Below are 21,180 nucleotides of genomic sequence, written 5' to 3'. Positions count from 1 at the left end.
ACGCACTACCCCTTTATATTGTTTGTAAAATATCCTATCCCAGCCGGACAAACCGGCCTACACTTGCCGCCGTGTCCTGCTTGAATTCGTCCGTATATTCCACCAGTCCGATCTCGCATCCGCTGCCGATGTTCACCCTTCTTCCCCGGACGACGGCAGCCTTGGTGTTCTCCAGATAAACGACGTCGCCTTCAATGCTCTCCGCGCTCAGATCCCCGCCGTCGTAATGGGAAGTCATCTTCCCGAACAGCGGAATCTCCAACCCTTTCTTGACGGTGATCTTGGCACCTACGAGCTCTCCAATCCGGCTCGGTCCATACATTTTGATCTCGACGAGCTCGCCGTTCAGCATACCCGGGACTTCCACTACGCCCCGCACGAGCAGCTCCTCCGTCTGGCCGGACGCCGCCCGAAGGCCGCCGTTGATCTTGACGAACTCCGAAGACACATTGCCGCCGACGGCCAGCTCGCCGTTAATGCTGATGCTTTTCAACTGCAGATCCCCGGACACGCTTACCTCGCCCTGAGACTTCAGCAGTCCGCCCTGAAGGTTCTCCCGGACGTTCAGCGTTCCGTTGACGGATGCGGTTTCCGCGATCAGGGAGCCGTTCACCTGAGCCGTGCCCAGGCATTTAAATAGCCCGCAATCCGCCGTACTGCTGATTTCCGCGTCACCCATAATTTTGACCTGGTTAAAGGTTCCGCCTCCCGAGCTCCCGCTGCCCGTTATTTTGATATCGCCAAGTCCTTGGCGGTTTCCATTTGCCGTCATGACCTTTTCCTCCCTTATATGAATACCCGGTCATCCGGGCATTCCCTGAATGTTGTCTCATGCCCCGTATTGGAACTTTGCTCGATTGCTGCCAGCCGATTTCAGTGCAGATTCAGATCTGCTTCAACGCTGATTCAGATCTGCTTCGCCGATCCGACCTGAGCGTCTCCGTCCCGCTTGAAGTCGACCTTGTATTCGACTCTGCCGATTTTGCAGCCGGGGCCGATCCGTACTTCGCTGCCGCGGACGACATCCGCTTCGGTATATTCCAGGTCCACGAAGTCCCCTTCAATGAGATCAGCCTTCAGACGGTTGTTGAAGACCGGGGCCAACTGCAGCAAAATAGGCGCTTTCTTCAACCGGCGCACGGTAATATGATCCCCGCCAATTTCCTTGGCTTTGCTGGCCAGGCTCATCTTCAAGTCGATCTCGCCGGCGTTCACCAGCCCATCCACGTTAAAGCCGCCGTGAACCGAAAGCACCTCGCACTGCACGTCCCCTCTCGACTTCAGACTGCCCGACACTTCCACTTTCTCACTGTTGAGTCCCTTTTCCAGGGTGACCTGGCCGTTGATCGCAGCCGATTCGCTGCAGCGGGTCATCTCTTTGACCGATCCCATGCCGTCCAGAATCAAACGTTCGGCCGATAAATGGCCGCCGATCGACATCGTCCCGTTGATCTTGACCGTTTCCCCAAGCACCGAACCCGAAATGTTCAGGGTGCCGTTGGAATCCAGCGTAATGCAGTCGATATCTCCCTTCACCTTGCTGATCCCGTCAATCCTAACCGTTTTATACACACCGGACGCCACCGTCCCGATGCCCGACATCGACATGTCATGTCTTTGTTCCCGCTCCATCGCCTCAAACCTCCGATTGGTTGATTTTTAATTTCAATTCCTCGATACAGCCCCTTAAAGGCAGGCGGAACACCCACTTGGCATCCCGGTCCACATATACATGCTCGGTAGTCTCGATGAGCAGCAGCAGCGGCACGCCCATTTTGCGGACGAGCGCCAGCTCGCACGGTCTGCTTGCCACTTTAGCGTAATGATCCCGCATGAGGGATAACAGCATCTTGCCTTCATCCCGGGTTATTTCTCCGCTCTTGAGCAGCTTCTCCAGTACATAGACCGAGAGAATGTCGGCGAACGTCAGCACGTCCTGCTTCCCCAGCTCCTGTTCAAACAGATCCAGCGTCATATTTGTAACAATGTTACGTTGTAAAAGCTCGCCTGGGGTGATCGATACTTCGCCAGAGCTCGGTGAAAACACATCGGCCAGCTCGTCGAGGGACAAACCGTCCTTCATATTGAGAATGCGGTCTATGCGCTGCAGTATTTTTTGCTTTGGAAAAAAGGTCTCCTGTCCCGTAAAGGAAGACTTGCGGATAAACCATTCCTCGGGAATGAGGTTTTTCCGCTTCCAGCGGTACAGCTGTCCATAGGAAATCCCGGTCAGTTCCAGCAGATCCTTTTTGGAAATCTCTTCTTCGTTCATTGCACATCCTCCTCGCAGAAATAATGTAACATAACATTGTTACGTTGTAAATACGGCAAATAAAAAATATGGGGGGACCCAACGAAAAAAGACGCCTCCACAAGGGAAGCGCCTTTTCTATCTGCTATTTCTGATCTGCAATTTATCGTTTATACATGCTCGGCAAGCCACTGCTCAGTCATGCTGAGCAGCACCTCACCGCGTTTAATCGCCTCAGCCACCTGATCCGTCGCCGTGCCCCCGTAAACATTGCGGGCGTTCACGACGGTTTCCGGCCGCAGCACCTCATAAATCGTGTCGTCGAACAGCGGCGAGAACTGCTGGAACTCCTCCATCGTCAGGTCAAGCAGGTACTTGCCCTGCTGGATGCAGTACAGCACCGTTTTGCCGATGACTTCATGCGCCTGGCGGAACGGCAGCCCTTTGCCCACGAGGAAGTCGGCGATGTCCGTCGCGTTCGAGAAGTCCTGGTTGACCGCTTCGCGCATGCGGCTCTTGTTCACCTTCATCGTCGCGATCATCGGCGCAAACAGCTGCAGGGCCCCCTCCAGCGTGGCCACCGTGTCGAACATGCCTTCCTTGTCTTCCTGCATATCCTTGTTGTACGCCAAAGGCAGCGACTTGAGCACCGTCAGAAGGCCCATCAGGTTGCCGTACACGCGGCCGGTTTTACCACGAACGAGCTCCGGCACGTCCGGGTTTTTCTTCTGCGGCATGATGCTGCTGCCAGTACAGAAGGCGTCGTCCAGCTCGATGAAGTTAAACTCCGTGCTGCTCCACAGCACCAGCTCTTCGGACAGGCGGGAGAGATGCATCATAATGATGGACGCGTGGGACAGGAACTCCACGATAAAATCGCGGTCGCTGACCGCATCCAGACTGTTCTCGTAGACCCGGTCAAACTGCAGCTGCTCCGCAACGAAATGGCGGTCGATCGGGAACGTCGTCCCGGCCAGGGCGCCGGCGCCGAGCGGCAGGACGTTAATGCGCTTGTAGCTGTCCATAAGGCGCTCAATATCGCGCTGGAACATGGACACGTACGCCATCAGATGATGGGCGAACAGAATCGGCTGTGCCCGCTGCAGATGCGTATACCCAGGAATGATCGTATCCAGGTTGTCCCTTGCTTGTCCGATCAGCGATTTTTGCAGCTCATGCAGCATGCCGGCCAGCTCGACGACTCGTTTGCGCAAATACAGGTGCATGTCGGTCGCCACCTGATCGTTCCGGCTGCGTCCCGTATGCAGCTTGCCGCCGACAGGGCCGATCTCGGCGATCAGATTTTTCTCCACGTTCATATGGATATCCTCGTCCGCCACCGAAAACTCGATTTCGCCGCGGCGAATTTTGTCCAGCACGGTTTGCAGCCCCGCCTTGATCGTCTCCACGTCTTCCTGCGGAACGATTCCGCATTTGCCCAGCATCGTCACATGAGCCAGGCTGCCTTGAATATCCTCCTCGGCGAGCGCCTGGTCAAAACCGATCGAAGCCGTATATTCGTCTACCAGATGGTTCGTCTGCTTCGTAAAGCGCCCTCCCCACAGTTTGCCCACTATCGTTCTCTCCCCTCTTGCTTGACAGCAGAGGGCCGCTCCTTCCCGTGACCGACAAGGAACGGCCTCCCTACGACATGCTTGTGCTGTTGATTATATCATGGAAAAATTATTTGTTCTGTGCCACGCCTGTGCCGACTTTAAGACGCAGGGCGTTCAAATGGATGAAGCCGGTAGCATCCCCTTGATCGTATGCTTGGGTCGGATCGGCTTCCATCGTGGCGATGTCCGGGTTGTACAGGCTGACCGGGCTCTTCACGCCGGCAGCGATGATGTTGCCCTTGTACAGCTTCACGCGCACTGTACCGGTCACGTTCTTCTGGCTTTCGGTTACGAGCGCCTGCAGTGCCAGACGTTCCGGTGCGAACCAGAAGCCGTTGTACACGAGCGTGCTGTAACGGGTGATCAGGCTGTCGCGCAGGTTCATCACTTCGCGGTCCATCGTGATCGATTCCATTTTGCGGTGCGCGGTGAACAGGATCGTGCCCCCTGGCGTTTCATACACGCCGCGGCTCTTCATGCCGACAAAGCGGTTCTCCACCATGTCCACGCGGCCGATGCCGTGCTTGCCGCCAAGCTCGTTGAGGCGCTCCATTACGGCCAGCGGGTTCAGCTTCTCACCGTTAATGGCGACGCAGTTGCCCTGCACAAAATCGAGCTCCACATATTCCGCCTCATCCGGCGCATCTTCAGGAGACACGCTGAGCAGGTACATGTCTTTATTTTCCGGAGCGCTGGCATCGAACCAAGGATCCTCAAGTACGCCGCTCTCATAGCTGATATGCAGCAGGTTGCGGTCCATCGAATAAGGCTTCGCCGCAGAGGCTGTTACCGGAATGCCGTGCTTCTCGGCAAAAGCGATCATTTCCGCGCGTCCCGGAAACTCGTTACGGAACTCTTCAAGACGCCATGGAGCGATAACTTTGATGTCTGGAGCCAGGGCCGCAGCCGCCAGCTCGAAACGCACCTGGTCATTCCCTTTGCCCGTTGCGCCGTGCGCGATTGCCGTTGCGCCTTCCGCGCGGGCGATGTCCACCATGCGCTTTGCGATCAGCGGGCGCGCAATACTCGTGCCGAGCAGGTACTGCCCTTCATACAGCGCTCCCGATTGGAACATCGGGAAGATGAAATCCTGTGCGAACTCGTCGCGCAGATCGTCAATGTATACTTTCGAGGCGCCGGTAGCCAGTGCCTTTTCTTCCAAACCGTCCAGTTCTTCCTTCTGTCCGATATCGGCCGTAAATGCGATGATTTCGGCATCATACGTTTCCTTGAGCCACTTTAGAATGACCGACGTATCCAGACCTCCGGAATACGCCAGTACGATCTTTTCTTTTGCCATGTCTTAACTCCCTCTCCTGACTAATCTTAACCCATCAATGCGGCCATCAGCGCTTTTTGCGCATGCAGACGGTTTTCGGCCTGGTCGAAAATAACCGAGTTTTTGCCGTCGATGACCCCTTCGCTCACTTCTTCCCCACGGTGTGCCGGCAGGCAGTGCATGAACAGGTAGTCTGCCTTCGCCAACTGCGCCAGCTTCTCGTCGACTTGATAGTTTTTGAACGCCGCCTCGCGGACCTTCTGCTCTTCCTCAAAGCCCATGCTGGCCCATACGTCGGTATAAATGACGTCCGCGTCCTTCACCGCTTCTTCCGGACTGTGCGTAACGACGATTTGCGCGCCGCTCTCCTTGGCGATCTCTTGGCTTGCCTTCACCACGGCCGGATCCGGGGTGTACCCTTCCGGACTTGCGATCGATACGTTCACGCCCAGCTTGGCGCCGCCGATCATCAAGGAATGGGCCATGTTGTTACCGTCGCCGATGTAGGCGAGCTTCAGGCCTTTCAGCTGGCCCTTGTGCTCATAAATCGTCTGGTAGTCCGCCAGCACCTGGCACGGATGCGCCAGATCGCTCAGGCCGTTGATCACCGGAACGGAGGCGTATTTCGCCAGATCCGTCACATTGTGATGCCCGAAGGTACGGATCATGATGCCGTCCAGGTAACGCGACAGCACCTGCGCCGTATCGCTGATAATTTCTCCGCGTCCGAGCTGGATGTCGTTTTTGCTTAAAAAGAGCGCGTGGGCTCCGAGCTGGAACGCCCCCACTTCGAACGATACCCGGGTACGGGTGGATGATTTTTCGAAAATAAGTCCGATCGTTTTGCCCTTCAGTGGCTGGTATTCCTCGCCGTTTTTCTGCTTGCGCTTGAGTTCGATCGCCAGATCGATCAAGTACTGAATTTCTTCCGGTGTATAATCGTCGAGCTCCAGCAGGTCTCTTCCCTTCAGGTCGATATCCTGCAGCAGCCCGGTTTGGCTCAACATCGTTTACGTCCTCCTTTATCAGTGCATGCTCTAATGCTGCCCGGCTACGCCTTGTTTACTGCGGTATGATCATGGATCAGCTCGGCAATCATGCAGACGGCCTGATCGATTTCTTCTTTGGAAATATACAGGTTTGGAAGCAGGCGGATCACGTTCGGACCGGCGGTCACGAACAGCAGCCCGCGTTTCTGCCCTTCCAGCACGATGTCGTTTACCGGCTCCTGGCACTCGATGCCGATGAGCAGCCCCAAGCCGCGCACATCATTGACAAAAGGATGCACAGCCACCTTTTCGTTCAGCTGCTGGATCAAATACTCGCCCATGTCCGCGGCGCGCTGCGGCAGCTGATCTTCGAGAATCGTCTCGATCGTGGCGATCATCGCTGCCGTCGCGATCGGCGTGCCGCCGAAGGTAGAACCGTGGCTGCCCGGCGTAAACGCGTCTTTCAGATAGCCTTTGCCGAGCATTGCTCCTGCCGGGAACCCGCTGGCAATGCCTTTGGCGAGTGTGAAAATATCCGGCTCAATGCCGTAATGCTCATACGCAAACAGCTTGCCTGTACGTCCCATGCCGGTCTGCACCTCGTCAAAGATGAGCAGAAGCCCATGCTGTTCGCACAGCGCCTTCACTGCCTTCAGGAAGTCCGGCTGCACGACAAGCACGCCGCCTTCTGCCAGCACCATCTCGATCATGATCGCGGCCGTATCCGGTCCAATAGCTGCTTTCAGCGCATCCAGATCATGCAGCGGTACGCTCTTGAAGCCGGCAGGCAGCGGCAGGAAGCCGTCTTTTACCTTGTCCTGGCCGGTCGCCGTCAGGGTAGCCAGCGTGCGTCCGTGGAAGGATTGATGGAAGGTGATGATTTCAAAGCGTCCCGAGCCTTTCACTTTCTGGTGGTAGCGGCGGGCCAGCTTGATGGCCGCTTCGTTCGCTTCGGCGCCGCTGTTGCAGAAGAACACCGCATCCGCGCAGCTGTTCGCCGTCAGCAGAGAAGCTGCTTTTTCCTGGTTCGGAATGTGAAACAGGTTCGATACATGCCACAGCTCATCCAGCTGAGCTTTCAGCTTCTCGGTCACTTTTTTCGGCGCATGGCCCAGATTGGTCACCGCTATACCGCACATAAAGTCGAGGTATTTGTTCCCTTTATCGTCCCACAGCCAGCTCCCTTGCCCTTTCACCAGGCTGACCGGATATCTGGCATAGTTCTGAAACAATGAGCTTGCCTGTTCGCTTGCGCTCATCCCTATTCACTCCTTCTCCCGGAGCCGCAGGTCCTCCCTGTGCCCCTGTAATAAAAACGTTTATCGATGTAAATTCAAAGTACCTTTATCTTAATCCCGCACGATGCGGGTACCCAACACTTCACCCTGCAGCACCCGGCTCAGTACCCGGGGCTCACTGCCGTCCACGATGACGACTTCCTGCACGTCTCCTTGAATGCAGCTCACCGCGGCCCGAACTTTCGGAATCATGCCGCCGTAAATGTCGCCGCTGGCGATCATGTCTTCGATTTGCTGCACCGTCACCGACGGCAGCACCTGCTTCTCGCCGTCCACGGCTTTCAGGATGCCGGGCACGTCCGTGACCACGATCATCCGGTCGACTCCCAGATGGGAAGCGACGGCGCCAGCCGCGGTATCGGCGTTAATGTTGTAACGCTGCCCGGCCGCGTCCACCCCGACCGGTGCGATAACCGGCATGTAGCCCATGGCCGTAATGCCTTTAACGATCGCCGATTCCACATAGGTCACGTCGCCGACATGGCCAACCTCGGCTGCGTTGGCAACCGGCTCGGCCTGGATCAGTCCCCCGTCGACGCCCGACAGGCCAAGAGCCCGGCCGCCCGTGCTCTGAATCCGCCGCACGATCTGCTTGTTGATCGTTCCGGCCAACACCATCTCCACGACATCGAGGACGTCCTCGGTCGTCTTTCGCAGGCCGTTCACGAATTCCGTTTCAATGCCCAGCTTGGCGAGATTGTCCGAAATGGCCGGACCGCCCCCATGGACGATGACCGGCTGCACGCCCTGCTGCTGCAGCTGCTTCAGATCCTCAAAGAAGGAATCCGGCAGTGCCGCCAGCGTGCTTCCCCCGCACTTCATGACAAACGTCTGCTGGCCATCCGCCCCAATATGGGAGCCCTGCTCATTCTCCAGCGTCTTCATATGCATTCACTCTCCCCTGCAGCTGCCTTCGCCTTATGTCCGGTAAGCCGCATTGATCCGTACGTAGTCATAAGTCAAATCGCAGCCCCAGGCGGTGGCTTGCCCGGCTCCGCCGTGCAGATCCACGACGATACGGACGGTGTCCCCTTTCAAGTAAGCCAACGCTTCATCTTCATCAAAAACGACCGGACGCGATTGTTCCAATACGCTGATATCGCCAAGCCGGATGTCGACCGTCTCCGGATTTACCGGCTCGCCCGCACGCCCGACGGCAGCGATGATCCGTCCCCAGTTGGCATCGGCACCAAACACAGCCGATTTGACCAGGCTCGAACCAATGACCGTCTTGGCAATCGCCCGCGCCGACAGGTCGCTGACTGCGCCGGTGACGCTGACTTCGACCAGCTTCGTCGCGCCTTCACCGTCCCGCGCAATCGCTTGGGCCAAGCTCCGGCACACATACGTAAACCCTTCGGCAAACGGCTCCCAGTCCGGATGCGCCGGCGTCAGTACTTCGTTCCCCGCCAGTCCGCTGGCCATGGCGATCAGCATGTCATTTGTGCTCGTGTCGCCGTCTACCGTAATCATGTTGAACGTCACGTCCGTCGCCTGCCGCATCAGCTGCTGCAGTGCTTCCTGGTCAATGGCCGCGTCCGTCGTCATAAAAGCGAGCATCGTCGCCATGTTCGGATGAATCATCCCCGAACCCTTCGCCGCGCCGCCAATCGTTACCTCTTTGCCGTTCACCAACACCGATACGCAGGCTTCTTTTTTCACCAGGTCTGTGGTGAGGATCGCCTGCGAGAAGTCCTCCGCGCCCGAATTGGCGCTGCTGAGCCGCGGCGGCAGCGATTCGATGCCCGCGTTCACGCGGTCCATCTTGAGCAGCTCGCCGATCACGCCCGTGGACGCGACAGCCACGTCCTGCTCCGCCACGCCGAGGTGGCGGGCTGCGGCCGCCCGCATGTCATAGGCATCGGCTTCGCCCTGCTGCCCGGTGCACGCGTTGGCGTTGCCGCTGTTCACGATCACAGCCTGCAGCGTACCGTTCTGCAAGCTCTCGCGCGTCACCTTCAGCGGTGCCGCTTGAAACACATTCGTGGTGTACACGGCCGCAGCCACGGCCGGCACCTCGCACAGGATCGCGCCAAGGTCATGGCGATCCGTCTTCTTGAGTCCGCAGTGCACGCCTCCCGCCGAAAAACCTTTCGGCGTGACGATCGATCCGTCCTTCACCTGCGTAAACGTCGTTAATTGTCCCATGTCTATGTTCATCCCGCTTACGGATACACCGGAGTATAGCCGAGTCCGAGATTCTCCTCCCATCCCATCATCAGATTCAGGTTCTGTATCGCCTGGCCTGCCGCACCTTTGACGATATTGTCAATGACCGAAATAATGGTGACCCGGCCCGTCCGCGGATCCGCCGCAAAACCGATATCGCAATAATTGGAGCCCAGCACTTCCTTCGTCGCCGGCCAAATGCCGGTGTCGCGCACGCGCACGAACGACCGTCCTTGGTAATACTGCCGGTACAGCTCCACAAAATCTTCGTCGTTATATACGCCGTTCAAGTTTGCATACATCGTGCTCATAATGCCCCGGGTCATCGGCACCAGTTGGGTCGTAAACGTCACGGTCACCTGCTCACCGGCCACTTGGCTAAGCACCTGCTCAATTTCCGGGATATGCTGATGCTTATTCACTTTGTAAGCTTTGAAATTTTCATTAATTTCCGCAAAATGGGTCGTCAAGCTCGTTCCGCGTCCCGAACCCGATACGCCGGACTTGGCATCGATGATAATGCTGTTCGGGTTAATCCAGCCGGCGCTGATGGCCGGAACCAGACCGAGCAAAGTAGCCGTCGGGTAACAGCCGGGATTGGAAATAAAGTCCTTGCCGGCGACTTCTTCTCCAAACAGCTCGCACAATCCGAAAACGGCTTGGTCCAAATAGGCCGCATCCGGCGCGGTGTGCTTATACCATTTTTCGTACGTGGCGCCGTCCTTGATCCGGAAATCCCCGGACAAATCAATGACCTTAAGCCCCTCTTCCAGCAAACCCGGCACCAGCTTGGAGCTCACGCCCGAAGGGGTAGCCGTAAAGACGACATCCGCCTTGGCGGCGATTTCCTTCGGATCGGTACCGTCCAAATTTTGCACGATAATATCCGTTAAATGCGGAAAACCTTCCGAAATCGGCGTTCCCGCGCTCGATGATGAAATCACTGACGTAATGACTGCTTTGGGATGCCCCTGCAGCAGCCGGATCAGCTCAACCCCGCCGTAGCCGGTTGAACCGACGATCGCAATCCTAACCTTCTCCCCAGTACCGTGTTCTCCCATTCCCCGCGTTCCCCTCTCTACTGCCGCTTCTGTATAAATCATGAATAATTATGTATTATTATACGACCGCTTTTATATAAATACAACACTTTGGAACGAATTTCCCTTATCCTGTAAGGGCTTATCCGCTCCTGCCTCCTATGTTCCCAGCATATATACCTTTCGATCTCCAAGAAAAAAAGACCCTGCTCAAGGTCCGACCAAATTCATTCCTATGGAGTGATACATGCGTTGATCCCGAACCGCCCTTGTGGCGTGTGATGGTCGTTTATTTTTTGATGCCGGTAAGATTCGGACGGGCGGGAACATCTGAACATCCCCCGACTTCTTCATAATGAAAAAGAGGCTGTCCAGCCACGCATGGATAACTGTTCGCCTCTTTTTGTTGTTCATTATTAAACGATGATGGATGGTGAAAAAAATGCTCAGCTGCCCTGCAGCTTAAAGCCCTCGCCCAGCACCTCATGCGCATTGCTGATGATAACAAAAGCCTCCGGGTCCACCGACTGCACCAGCGTCTTCAGCCGCGTCGTTTCGCTCTGGCCGATGACGACCATCAGCACAGTCCGGTCCGTCCCGGTATAGCCGCCGGTGGCGTTCAGCTTGGTACAGCCGCGGTCCAGGTCCTTCAGCACTGCCGCCGTTATCGGTTCGATATGGTCCGAGATGATATAGGCCACCTTCGAGTAATTGAAGCCCAGCTCAATGGCGTCGATCACCTTGCCGGTGACATACAGTCCCACCAGTGCATACAGCGCCTTCTCCAACGACAACGTACATGCGGCCAAAATAATAACTGACCCGTCCAGGATCACAACGCACAGGGAAAAGCTCAGTCCGCTGTACTTCTGGATAATTTGGGCCAGCGTCGTCAGTCCGCCGGTAGAGCCCCGTCCCCGGTACACGATCCCGATGCCAAGACCGACCGCAATCCCGCCGTAAATCGAAGCGAGCAGCGGGTTGCTCGTCGGCAGCGGCCAGTCCTTCGTCAAATAGACGAACAAAGGCAGCACCACGCTGCCCAGCAGCGAGCGAATGCCGTAATTTTTTCCGAGCAGCAGGATGCCTAGGATAAACAACGGAATGTTGAGCGCCCACTGGGCAAAGGCTGGCTCCATGCCAAACCAGGCTTCGGTCAGCACGGAAATCCCGGATACCCCACCGGAAGCAATGCCATTCGGCAGGAAAAACAAATTAAACCCTAAAGCGATAATAAAGGAACCGACAATGATGAGCAGTGTGTCCACCACGTGCCGCTGGGGTCCGCTCATAGGCAGCGATGCCTTTCTGCGGTTCGATGACTTCTGCGACATGAACAATTTTCTCTCCTTACCTAAAATATAAATCGGCCATCACGCAGCCAAAGACTTCTGGAATGCTAAAATCAGTCCTTTACACCAAAAAATTCCTACACGAATAGCGTGTAGGAATTCACTTGGTTTTATTCGGTTTCCACCTTAATTTGGCTGCGCAAATAACCGTCGATGAACAGATCCAGGTCCCCGTCCATGACAGCGCCGACATTGCCGGTCTCCACTGAAGTGCGGTGGTCCTTTACCATACTATAGGGATGAAACACGTAGGAGCGAATCTGGCTGCCCCAGGCAATATCCGACTGTTCTCCTCGGATTTCATCCAGCTGTTTTTGCTGCTCTTCGAGTTTGCGCTCGTACAGCTTCGAGCGAAGCATTGTCATTGCGCGCTCCCGGTTTTTGATCTGCGAGCGTTCGTTCTGACAGGTCACGACCACGCCCGTCGGGATGTGCGTAATCCGTACCGCGGAGTCCGTCGTGTTAATGTGCTGACCGCCGGCGCCGCTGGCCCGGTACGTATCGATCTTGAGATCCTCTGTCCGGATCTCCACGTCGACGTCCTCGGTAATCTCCGGCACGACATCGCAGGAGACGAACGACGTATGGCGTCGTCCCGATGAGTCGAACGGCGAGATCCGCACCAGACGGTGCACGCCCTTCTCGGCTTTCAGATAGCCGTATGCGTTAAAGCCTTTGATCAGCAGCGTAACGCTCTTGATCCCGGCCTCGTCACCCGGCAGATAGTCCAGGGTTTCTACTTTGAAGCCATGCTTCTCTGCCCAGCGGGTGTACATCCGCAGCAGCATCTGTCCCCAATCCTGGGACTCGGTGCCGCCGGCACCCGGGTGAAGCTCGAGAATAGCGTTCATTTTATCGTAAGGCTGGCTCAGCAGCAGCTTGAGTTCGAAATCATCCAGCTTCTTCATTAACGACTCAACCGCTTCGGCGATTTCGGCGGCCAGTGATTCGTCGCCTTCCTCGTCGGCCAGCTCCGCCATCATGGAGGCGTCGTCGTATTCCTGCTGCAGTTTCTCATACTCGTCAACCGATGACTTCACGGCGTTCATTTCCGCGATGACCGATTGAGCCTTTTCGTTGTCATCCCAAAAGTCGGGAGCCGACATTTTCTCTTCGAAGTTCGCGATCATTTCCTGCTTCAGATCTAAGTCAAAGAGACCCCCTAAGATTGGTGAGTTTCGTTGCAATTTCCCTCAGGTCGTGCTTAACGCTTGGATCTAACATGTTTTACTCTTCACCTCTTTATCGACATAAACTCCCTTAAGCGGAAAGACCCTGCAGCCGCCCTCCTCTTCAGAGCAACGCCTGCATTGGGTCTCCCGGTTTAAGGGAGTTTTGGCTCCGCTTCTTAGGGTTGCCTAAGAAACGGCTGTTGTATGAATGACTTTAACATTTGCTTCTATATTATCTTATGCTTCTTGACCGTGGCAGTGTTTGTACTTCTTGCCGCTGCCGCAAGGGCACAAATCGTTGCGTCCGATCTGTTCGCCGACTTGCACCGGCTTCTTCTCGGTCGGCTCGCCATTCGTGGAAACCTTGCTCTCTTCCACAACTGCCTGGCGCTCCTGGTTCGCTTCGATGTGGGCCTTCATCACGTACATGGCCACTTCCTCCTGGATGCTGGCCGTCATCGTGTTGAACATCTCGAAGCCCTCGAATTGGTATTCGCGGAGCGGATCCGTACCGCCGTATGCACGGAGGTGGATACCTTGACGGAGCTGATCCATCGCGTCGATGTGGTCCATCCACTTGCTGTCGACGGAGCGAAGCACGATAACTTTCTCGAACTCACGTACCAGCTCGGAACCGATCCGCTCTTCGCGCTCGTCGTACTTCTTCTTCACCTTATCGAAGATAAACTCTTCAATCTCCTCAACCTCTTTGCCCCACAGATCGTCGCGGGTAATCGAGCCTTCGTCGAGGAGCTTGCTGTTGACGTAATCAGCCACTTCCTGGAGCTCCCAGTTTTCCGGAATATCGTCGGAGCAGTGTACTTCGACCGCACGGTCAATGACCGGCTTGATCATCTCCATGACGATATCCTTGATGTTGTCGGATTCCAGAATTTCACGGCGTTGCTTGTAGATGATCTCACGCTGCTGGTTCATGACGTCGTCGTATTGGAGGACGACCTTCCGCAGGTCGAAGTTGTTGCCTTCGACGCGTTTTTGCGCGGATTCGACCGCACGGGTAATCATCTTGCTCTCAATCGGCTGATCTTCCTCGAAACCGAGGCGTTCCATCATGTTCAGCACGTTGTCGGCGCCGAACCGCTTCATGAGTTCATCGCCCAGCGACAGGTAGAACTGCGTCGAGCCCGGGTCGCCCTGGCGTCCGGCACGGCCGCGTAGCTGGTTATCGATCCGGCGAGATTCGTGGCGCTCCGTACCAATGATATGCAGACCGCCCACATCAGCCACACCTTCACCGAGCAAAATATCGGTACCCCGTCCAGCCATGTTGGTCGCGATCGTGACCGTACCCGGCTGACCGGCGCGGGAGATAATGTCCGCTTCTTCGGCATGATACTTGGCATTCAGCACCTGGTGCTTGATGCCCTTACGCTTCAGCATATCCGAAATGAGCTCGGAGTTCTCGATGGATACCGTACCAACCAGCACCGGCTGGTTCTTTTTGTGGCGTTCCACGATTTCGTCGACAACGGCCTTGAACTTGCCGTTCACACTCTTGTACACGATGTCCGGCATGTCGTTCCGCTGGTTTGGTTTGTTTGTCGGTACCTGGATAACTTCCAGGCCGTAAATTTTCTTGAATTCTTCTTCCTCTGTCTTCGCCGTACCGGTCATGCCGGCCAGCTTGCGGTACATCCGGAAGTAGTTCTGGAAGGTAATCGTCGCGAGCGTCATGCTCTCGTTCTGCACCTCGATGCCTTCCTTCGCTTCGATCGCCTGGTGCAGACCGTCGCTGTAACGGCGTCCCGCCATCAGGCGGCCCGTAAACTCGTCGACGATCACCACTTCGTCCTCTGTCACGACGTAGTCGACGTCGCGGCGCATGATGACGTTCGCCTTCAGAGCCTGCACGATGTGGTGGTTCAGCGTAATATGGCTGTGGTCATACAGGTTCTCGATGCCAAAAGCGCGTTCCGCTTTAGCAACACCCTTTTCCGTCAGAGCAACGGATTTGACCTTAATATCGACCGTATAGTCCTCTTCCTTCTGCAGCTGCTTCACAAAGCGGTCCGCTACGTAATACAGCTCCGTCGACTTTTGGGCTTGTCCTGAGATGATCAGCGGCGTACGCGCCTCATCGATCAGAATCGAGTCCACTTCGTCAATCGTACAGAAGTATAGCGGGCGCTGCACCATTTGTTCCTTATACAGCACCATGTTGTCACGCAGGTAGTCAAAACCAAACTCGTTGTTCGTACCGTACGTAATATCACAGGCATATGCCACTTGTTTATCCGCATGGTCCATGCCGCTCAGGTTCACCCCGACGGTCATGCCCAGGAATTCGTAAATTTGTCCCATTTCCGCGCTGTCCCGCTGAGCGAGATAGTCGTTGACGGTGACCACGTGCACACCTTTGCCGAGCAGGGCGTTCAGGTATACCGGCAGGGTGCCTACCAGCGTCTTCCCTTCACCGGTCTTCATTTCGGCGATCTTGCCTTCGTGCAGCGTCATGCCGCCAACCAGCTGAACGTCGTAATGACGCTTACCGAGCACGCGCTTGGATGCTTCGCGTACGGTGGCAAACGCTTCAGGCAGGAGATCATCGAGGGTTTCACCCTTCTCCAGACGCGCACGGAACTCCTCCGTCTTCCCTTTCAGCTGCTCATCGGAAAGGTTGACGAATTCCGGCTCTAATTTGTTGATCTGATCAACCGTCTTCATCAGACGCTTGACCTCACGATCGTTGACGTCACCGAAGATTTTTTTGACAATACCTAGCATGGTTAACCCCTTTCGCGCAAAACAATTGTTAGAATCAACTTCAGTTATTTCAGGGTTATGTTCAAATGAAATAGATTCTTCATGAACCAATTCACACAGACACCGGCTGAATGAGATGGATTCAGAAAGAATCGATTCATACAGGAGTATTGAAGATCTGCTGCTTGTTGAAATTGATCCGGACAGAATCGGCTTCATACAGACAAAATGCAACTGCTTGAAGTTCATTCCAATCGTGTTCAAACCGGTAATTAAAATAAAAACGGGTTTGCATAAATTGTAACAGTTTGTAAGAGATGCCGCAACAACTTACAGCCCTTACAAACGGCCTCTATTTATATACGCACGAAGAGCCCCATCCGTTGCAGGACAAGGGCTCTTTTTTTACTCGAAACTCAATAAATATTTACATAATCATGAAAATTGTTACAACGGACCGTCATTTTGTTAATACGCGCTGCCTTCATTTTGCTCGATCAAACCGTATTTTCCATCATTCCGTTTGTAAACGACATTCACTTCCTGAGTATCAATGTTCGAAAAAACAAAGAAATTATGTCCGACCATGTTCATCTGCAAAATGGCTTCTTCCACGTCCATTGGCTTCAGGGTGAAGCGCTTCGTGCGGACCACTTCCAGTTCGTCGTGCTCTTCCTCCGTCATCGTCGGCAGCAGGCCGGTACCGGTCGCGGCTTCTTCCGTGAACAGCATCTTCAGGCTTCCTTCCTGGCGGAACTTGCGGTTGAGCTTGGTCTTGTGTTTGCGGATTTGGCGTTCCAGCTTGTCCACGACGGCATCAATGGATGCATACATGTCATCGCTGCGGTCTTCGGCCCGGAGCATCACTCCAGGGAGCGGAATCGTTACCTCCACACTGTGCAAACCTCTAGTAACTCCAAGTGTCACATTTCCATCTGAGGCGGGGGGTGCATCGAAATACTTCTCAAGCCTGCTGAGCTTCTTGTCGACATAGTCCTTCAAAGCGTCAGTAACCTCGATTTGTTGACCTCGAATAGCTAAATTCATAGGGCACTCCTCCTTTGCAGTTCCATTATATCACAATTGTTAACGCTAAGTAAAAAGGCGTTTTCAGGCGGCTGTCCGCCAAATGAAAGCCCTTTACTCACCCCCGCTGTCCGCCTAAAGCAGGGTAAAATTCCTTAACCGCCCAGGAGGAAATGAAACAGGCTCGATCGTGGTAAAATCCGCCGGAACACAAAGAAAGACCCTGGAGATCCAGGGTCTTATCGCTACCGTTCTTCAATTACTTAACCATCGAACCGTATATGTAGGTCGGCCTTGCCGGATGATTATAATTTGATTACGTTAGCTGCTTGCGGTCCACGAGCGCCTTCGACGATGTCGAATTCAACGTCTTGACCTTCTTCCAAAGTCTTGAAGCCTTCAGATTGGATTGCGGAGAAGTGTACGAATACGTCGCCACCTTCAGCAGTCTCGATGAAGCCATAACCTTTTTCTGCGTTGAACCATTTAACTTTACCTTGCATGCACTAACATTCCCTTCGTCGTCAAATAAAGTGTGACTTACGCCCACATTCCTGAATATACCACCCAAACTTGTCCATTGTCAATTGGAATGGAAAGGGGTTTAATTGTATAAAATTCCAATCAACTGGCTATTCGGAATGTCGATACGTAATCATTTATATGCTGTATTAACCGGATTTAATACGAGTGAAACGGGAAAATCCACAAAAATATAAGGACCTGGACTACACTGTTGGTTCCCCATTGAATTCAGTTGGATCAAAATTCTTGTTAGGATCCTCTTCATTGGATGTGCCAATTGGAGAGGATGGATTATCTTCAAGAGAAGTAGCCGGAATTAGAACAGATGGGTCACCCGTTAAGCTTGTATTTTCCACAGTATACGTATTCCCCTGCCAGTCTGTAACGACAATCACTGCTTTGGTAGGTACATCGCCCGAAGTTCCGATCCATTCTCCGTACGTCCAGTTATCGTCCACTGCATTACCATTCACATCAAAAGGACTGGAAAGTTGCGTTGCCTCTGGATAATGAGTAAGCAAGGTGTTACTCTTATTGGATTGAAGAAGCTCCTCGCCTTTGTACAAGCTAACTTCTACCGACTGAATCTCCTTGGCAGTCCCTTTCTGCAACTCAAACCCGACGCTGTAGCCGTTAACACCAGAGAATTGCATTACCCCAAAGTCCTGGGGCTTCACGAATGCCAGCGCCTCATTTCCTGTGTACTTTTTAGGAATTAATGCAGCCGGGTCCCCAGTGGGATTCGAACTTTCTACCGTATACGTGTTCCCCTTCAAATCTGTAACGACAATGACTGCTCTAGTTGGTACATCCTCAGCTGTGCCGTTCCAGGCTTCGTTTTTCCAATTACCGCTCCATACTTTTCCGGTCACATCAAAAGGACTGGAAAGCTGGGTAGCGTTCGGATACTCCGTAAGCAAAGTGTTGCTCACATTTTTCTGAAGAAGAACATCATTTTTAAATAAACTGACTTCAACCGATCTTATATCCTTTGCAGTAACTTTCTGAAGCTCAAATCCGACATTATAACCGTTAACTCCGGAAAACTGCATTACCCCAAAGTCCTGAGGCTTAACAAATTCCAGTGCTTCTTTTCCTGTATATTGTTTTGGATCTAATAATTCCGGGTCTCCAGTCAGGTTGGTGTTTTCTACTGTATACGTATTCCCCATCCAGTCTGTAACGACGATTACGGCCTTGGTAGGAACATCACCCGGTTTTCCATTCCATGCTTCATTAGTCCAGTTACCATCCCATACCTTCCCGGTAACATCAAATGGGCTGGAAAGTTGCGTAGCATCCGGATAATCCTTGAGCAAGGTATTGCTCACATTTTTCTGCAGCAGTGTTTTGTCTCTATATAAGCTGACTTCCACTTTCTTCAGCTCTCCGGCTTTAACCTTTTGAAGTTCAAAACCTACGCTGTAGCCATTAACTCCAGAAAACTGCATCACGCCGAAGTCTTGTGGCTTTACGAATTCTAACGCATCTGCCCCTGTATAATCTTTAGGGATCAGTGAAGCTGGGTTGCCGGTCAAATTCTTATTTTCAACGGTATACGTGTTTCCCTCTAGATCCGTAACAACAATGACCGCTCGAGTTGGCACATCTGCAGCTGCCCCATTCCAAGCTTCATTCTCCCAGTTGCCGCTCCATACTTTCCCGGTGACATCAAACGGACTGGAGAGTTGGGTTGCATCCGGGTACTCTTCAAGTAATGTGTTGCTTACATTTTTTTGGAGGAGCGTATCTTCTTTATATAAGCTTACTTCAACTTTTTTAAGATTCTTCGCGGTAGTATTCACGAGTTCAAAACCTACATTGTACCCATTAACTCCGGAAAACTGCATGACGCCAAAGTCCTGTGGTTTTACAAAGGCCAAGGCCTCTTCTCCGGTATAGTGATTGCGGCCGATAACATCATCGGTTACTTGGAGCACCTGTGATTCGGATGGATTTTGAGTGGCTGTCCCGCTGTACCGAACTTTGATGATCGTTCCAGTAGATACTGGGATATTGTCAACTTCGGTCCCCAGTATATTAATAAAAGCCGTTCCATTAACGCTATATTGCATTGATGGATCTACACCAATTAGCTTAGTTGTTCCTGCTTTAGAACCTACTGCTAACAGAGCCGTCTTAGGAGCTGCCGGAGTCGTCGTTCCCCCACCATTATTCCCTCCGCCACTCGATCCGCCGGAAGAACCACCGCTGCTTCCCCCACTATTGGAGCCACCGGAACTTCCAGAAGAAGCAGGAGTGTTCACTTGAATGGAGTCCTTTTGAGAACCTTCCGTTTGGTTCGGCTTGGTTTGGAAAGTTGAGCCTTTGGCGCCATCGTTAATCGTTGCAGTTTGAATCTGGCCGGAACCGAGGAGTTTCGCAACCGCATCCAAAACAAGTTTCACGATCTTCGCTTCCCTGCTCAGTTCGATCGATGTATTTCCTGCAGAACCATCAACTTGAACATTTTCGATGGAACCCTTTACCAATTGAACGGAAATGGATGCAGCAAAAACATCAACATCATCGAATGTTCCGTTCAACGTGACTTTTGCATTAGCTGGGAGTTCCTTGGACAATTCAACATTTGTAAAGCCCTCACCGCTGGCATGGTCTTCTTCCAATTTGGCCGACGACTTTACAACGACGCTTTGGGTGACCGTGGAACCTTCAGCCACAATACGCACGGTTCCGTCCTTTTTGTTCACAACGATATTCACCAGCACGGAGTCAACGAAGTGGATCGAGTTTTCGCCGCCGCCCTCAACGTTGGTGGTTCCATGAACTTTGACGTTTTTCAGGGTAGCATCTCCGCTGCCGATTCCTTCGGCAAGGGTCAGGTTGCCTTGAATTTCTACATTTTGGAGTATCACTCCTGGAGCGCTGATGACAACGTTTCCATGAATAACCTGGATTTCTTGATCCGTACCGCCATAAGTGCCAGCATGATCAAAGGTCACGGTCTCAGACGCTTTCTTCGCAAAAGCTGCATCAATCAGCACAACCGCTTCGGCTCTCGTCAAACTTTTCTGCGGTTCAAAGGTTTGGTCCGGGTAGCCTTTCATGATTTTACTATCCAGGACTGCGGCGACACCTTGCTTGCTCCACGCAGAGATGCGGTCGGCATCCTTAAAGTTGGACAACAAATCCGTCTGTCCCGCTGTCAGTCCCACAACTTTGGCAATCATAGCTGCAGCTTCTTGACGGGTGATATCAGCAGAAGGGTGAATCGTCTGATCTTGGTACCCTTGGACGTATCCAGCTTTAACCGCTTTGGCCACATCTGTATAGGCCCAGTTGCTGCTGGACAGATCGAAAAATTGAACTTGGGCAGATTCGGTGTATCCAAAAATACGATTGACCAACGCGATAAATTCAGCCCGAGTAATCGATTGATTGGGTCTCACCGTACCATCCTCAAAACCTTTCAGAGTTCCTTGGTTTACCCACTCCTGCAGCTGTTTTTCAGCCCAGTGACCGTTGATATCCTTTGCGGGTTGTGCCGCAAATGCGGGACTAACAGCCCCCAAAGTCATCCCCAAACCTAGCAATCCGGTTAACGTACCATGCAAACCTTTTTTCACTAGAATATCCTCCTATAGACTTATGTAGTTATGCGTTAAAACGAAAAATATGAACTAAATCGACATTATTTTCATCTGATATTGCTTTATCTGACCTCCTTTTCCCAAAAAAACAGAAAACTTATAACAATAGAACCAGGACTTAAAGACTA

16 protein-coding genes are annotated in these 21,180 nt (G+C 53.4%); all 16 read right to left on the bottom strand.

Features of this window, described 5'->3' with window-relative positions; genetic code table 11:
• Positions 1-34: 34 nt before the first annotated feature.
• The 16 genes from BCV73_RS31500 to BCV73_RS31425 all read right to left on the bottom strand — a co-directional run bounded on the left by BCV73_RS31500 (position 35) and on the right by BCV73_RS31425 (position 21,028).
• Positions 35-772 (bottom strand): hypothetical protein, encoded by a 738-nt coding sequence (locus BCV73_RS31500; RefSeq protein ID WP_089549765.1) that lies wholly within the window; start codon positions 770-772, stop codon positions 35-37.
• Positions 773-906: 134 nt separating this feature from the next.
• Positions 907-1,632, bottom strand: a complete 726-nt coding sequence (locus BCV73_RS31495; RefSeq protein ID WP_089549764.1) for a hypothetical protein — start codon at positions 1,630-1,632, stop codon at positions 907-909.
• Between the two features lie 4 nt (positions 1,633-1,636).
• The gene (locus tag BCV73_RS31490; RefSeq protein ID WP_089549763.1) at positions 1,637-2,272 is read right to left on the bottom strand and encodes a YhbD family protein; all 636 of its coding nucleotides are present in this window, start codon (positions 2,270-2,272) and stop codon (positions 1,637-1,639) included.
• 149 nt (positions 2,273-2,421) lie between these two features.
• Positions 2,422-3,825 carry an argininosuccinate lyase gene (gene argH, locus BCV73_RS31485; protein WP_089549762.1) on the bottom strand — a complete coding sequence of 468 codons (1,404 nt, stop codon included), beginning with the start codon at positions 3,823-3,825 and terminating at the stop codon, positions 2,422-2,424.
• A 109-nt stretch (positions 3,826-3,934) separates the two neighbouring features.
• On the bottom strand, positions 3,935-5,167 hold the full coding sequence (locus BCV73_RS31480; RefSeq protein WP_076174549.1) for an argininosuccinate synthase: 1,233 nt from the start codon (positions 5,165-5,167) through the stop codon (positions 3,935-3,937).
• Between the two features lie 26 nt (positions 5,168-5,193).
• Positions 5,194-6,150 carry an ornithine carbamoyltransferase gene (gene argF, locus BCV73_RS31475; RefSeq protein ID WP_089550484.1) on the bottom strand — a complete coding sequence of 319 codons (957 nt, stop codon included), beginning with the start codon at positions 6,148-6,150 and terminating at the stop codon, positions 5,194-5,196.
• Between the two features lie 47 nt (positions 6,151-6,197).
• Positions 6,198-7,394 carry an acetylornithine transaminase gene (locus BCV73_RS31470; protein WP_089549761.1) on the bottom strand — a complete coding sequence of 399 codons (1,197 nt, stop codon included), beginning with the start codon at positions 7,392-7,394 and terminating at the stop codon, positions 6,198-6,200.
• Between the two features lie 90 nt (positions 7,395-7,484).
• A complete protein-coding gene (gene argB, locus BCV73_RS31465; RefSeq protein ID WP_089549760.1) occupies positions 7,485-8,318 on the bottom strand; it encodes an acetylglutamate kinase in 834 nt (277 codons plus the stop codon).
• A 33-nt stretch (positions 8,319-8,351) separates the two neighbouring features.
• Positions 8,352-9,581, bottom strand: coding sequence for a bifunctional glutamate N-acetyltransferase/amino-acid acetyltransferase ArgJ (gene argJ / locus BCV73_RS31460; protein WP_089549759.1), 1,230 nt, complete (start codon positions 9,579-9,581; stop codon positions 8,352-8,354).
• A gap of 17 nt (positions 9,582-9,598) precedes the next feature.
• A complete protein-coding gene (argC, locus tag BCV73_RS31455; RefSeq protein ID WP_089549758.1) occupies positions 9,599-10,663 on the bottom strand; it encodes an N-acetyl-gamma-glutamyl-phosphate reductase in 1,065 nt (354 codons plus the stop codon).
• A 425-nt stretch (positions 10,664-11,088) separates the two neighbouring features.
• Complete coding sequence (locus BCV73_RS31450) at positions 11,089-11,976, bottom strand: YitT family protein (protein WP_089549757.1); 888 nt, start codon at positions 11,974-11,976, stop codon at positions 11,089-11,091.
• A gap of 128 nt (positions 11,977-12,104) precedes the next feature.
• A protein-coding gene (prfB, locus tag BCV73_RS31445; RefSeq protein WP_143811917.1) for a peptide chain release factor 2 occupies positions 12,105-13,218 on the bottom strand; the annotation gives its coding sequence in 2 pieces (ribosomal slippage) (positions 12,105-13,145 and positions 13,147-13,218; 1,113 coding nt in all).
• A 185-nt stretch (positions 13,219-13,403) separates the two neighbouring features.
• Positions 13,404-15,911, bottom strand: a complete 2,508-nt coding sequence (gene secA, locus BCV73_RS31440; RefSeq protein ID WP_089549755.1) for a preprotein translocase subunit SecA — start codon at positions 15,909-15,911, stop codon at positions 13,404-13,406.
• 447 nt (positions 15,912-16,358) lie between these two features.
• The gene (hpf, locus tag BCV73_RS31435; RefSeq protein WP_089549754.1) at positions 16,359-16,937 is read right to left on the bottom strand and encodes a ribosome hibernation-promoting factor, HPF/YfiA family; all 579 of its coding nucleotides are present in this window, start codon (positions 16,935-16,937) and stop codon (positions 16,359-16,361) included.
• Between the two features lie 284 nt (positions 16,938-17,221).
• A complete protein-coding gene (locus BCV73_RS31430; RefSeq protein ID WP_018887618.1) occupies positions 17,222-17,419 on the bottom strand; it encodes a cold shock domain-containing protein in 198 nt (65 codons plus the stop codon).
• A 225-nt stretch (positions 17,420-17,644) separates the two neighbouring features.
• A complete protein-coding gene (locus tag BCV73_RS31425) occupies positions 17,645-21,028 on the bottom strand; it encodes an S-layer homology domain-containing protein (protein WP_089549753.1) in 3,384 nt (1,127 codons plus the stop codon).
• Between the last annotated feature and the right edge of the window lie 152 nt (positions 21,029-21,180).

The organism is Paenibacillus sp. SSG-1, from assembly GCF_002224835.1.
In the GTDB taxonomy this organism is placed as follows: Bacteria; Bacillota; Bacilli; order Paenibacillales; family Paenibacillaceae; genus Paenibacillus_AQ; species Paenibacillus_AQ favisporus.
The sequence above is the reverse complement of the archived record's forward strand: the minus strand, read 5'-3'. Positions and strand labels throughout refer to the sequence as shown.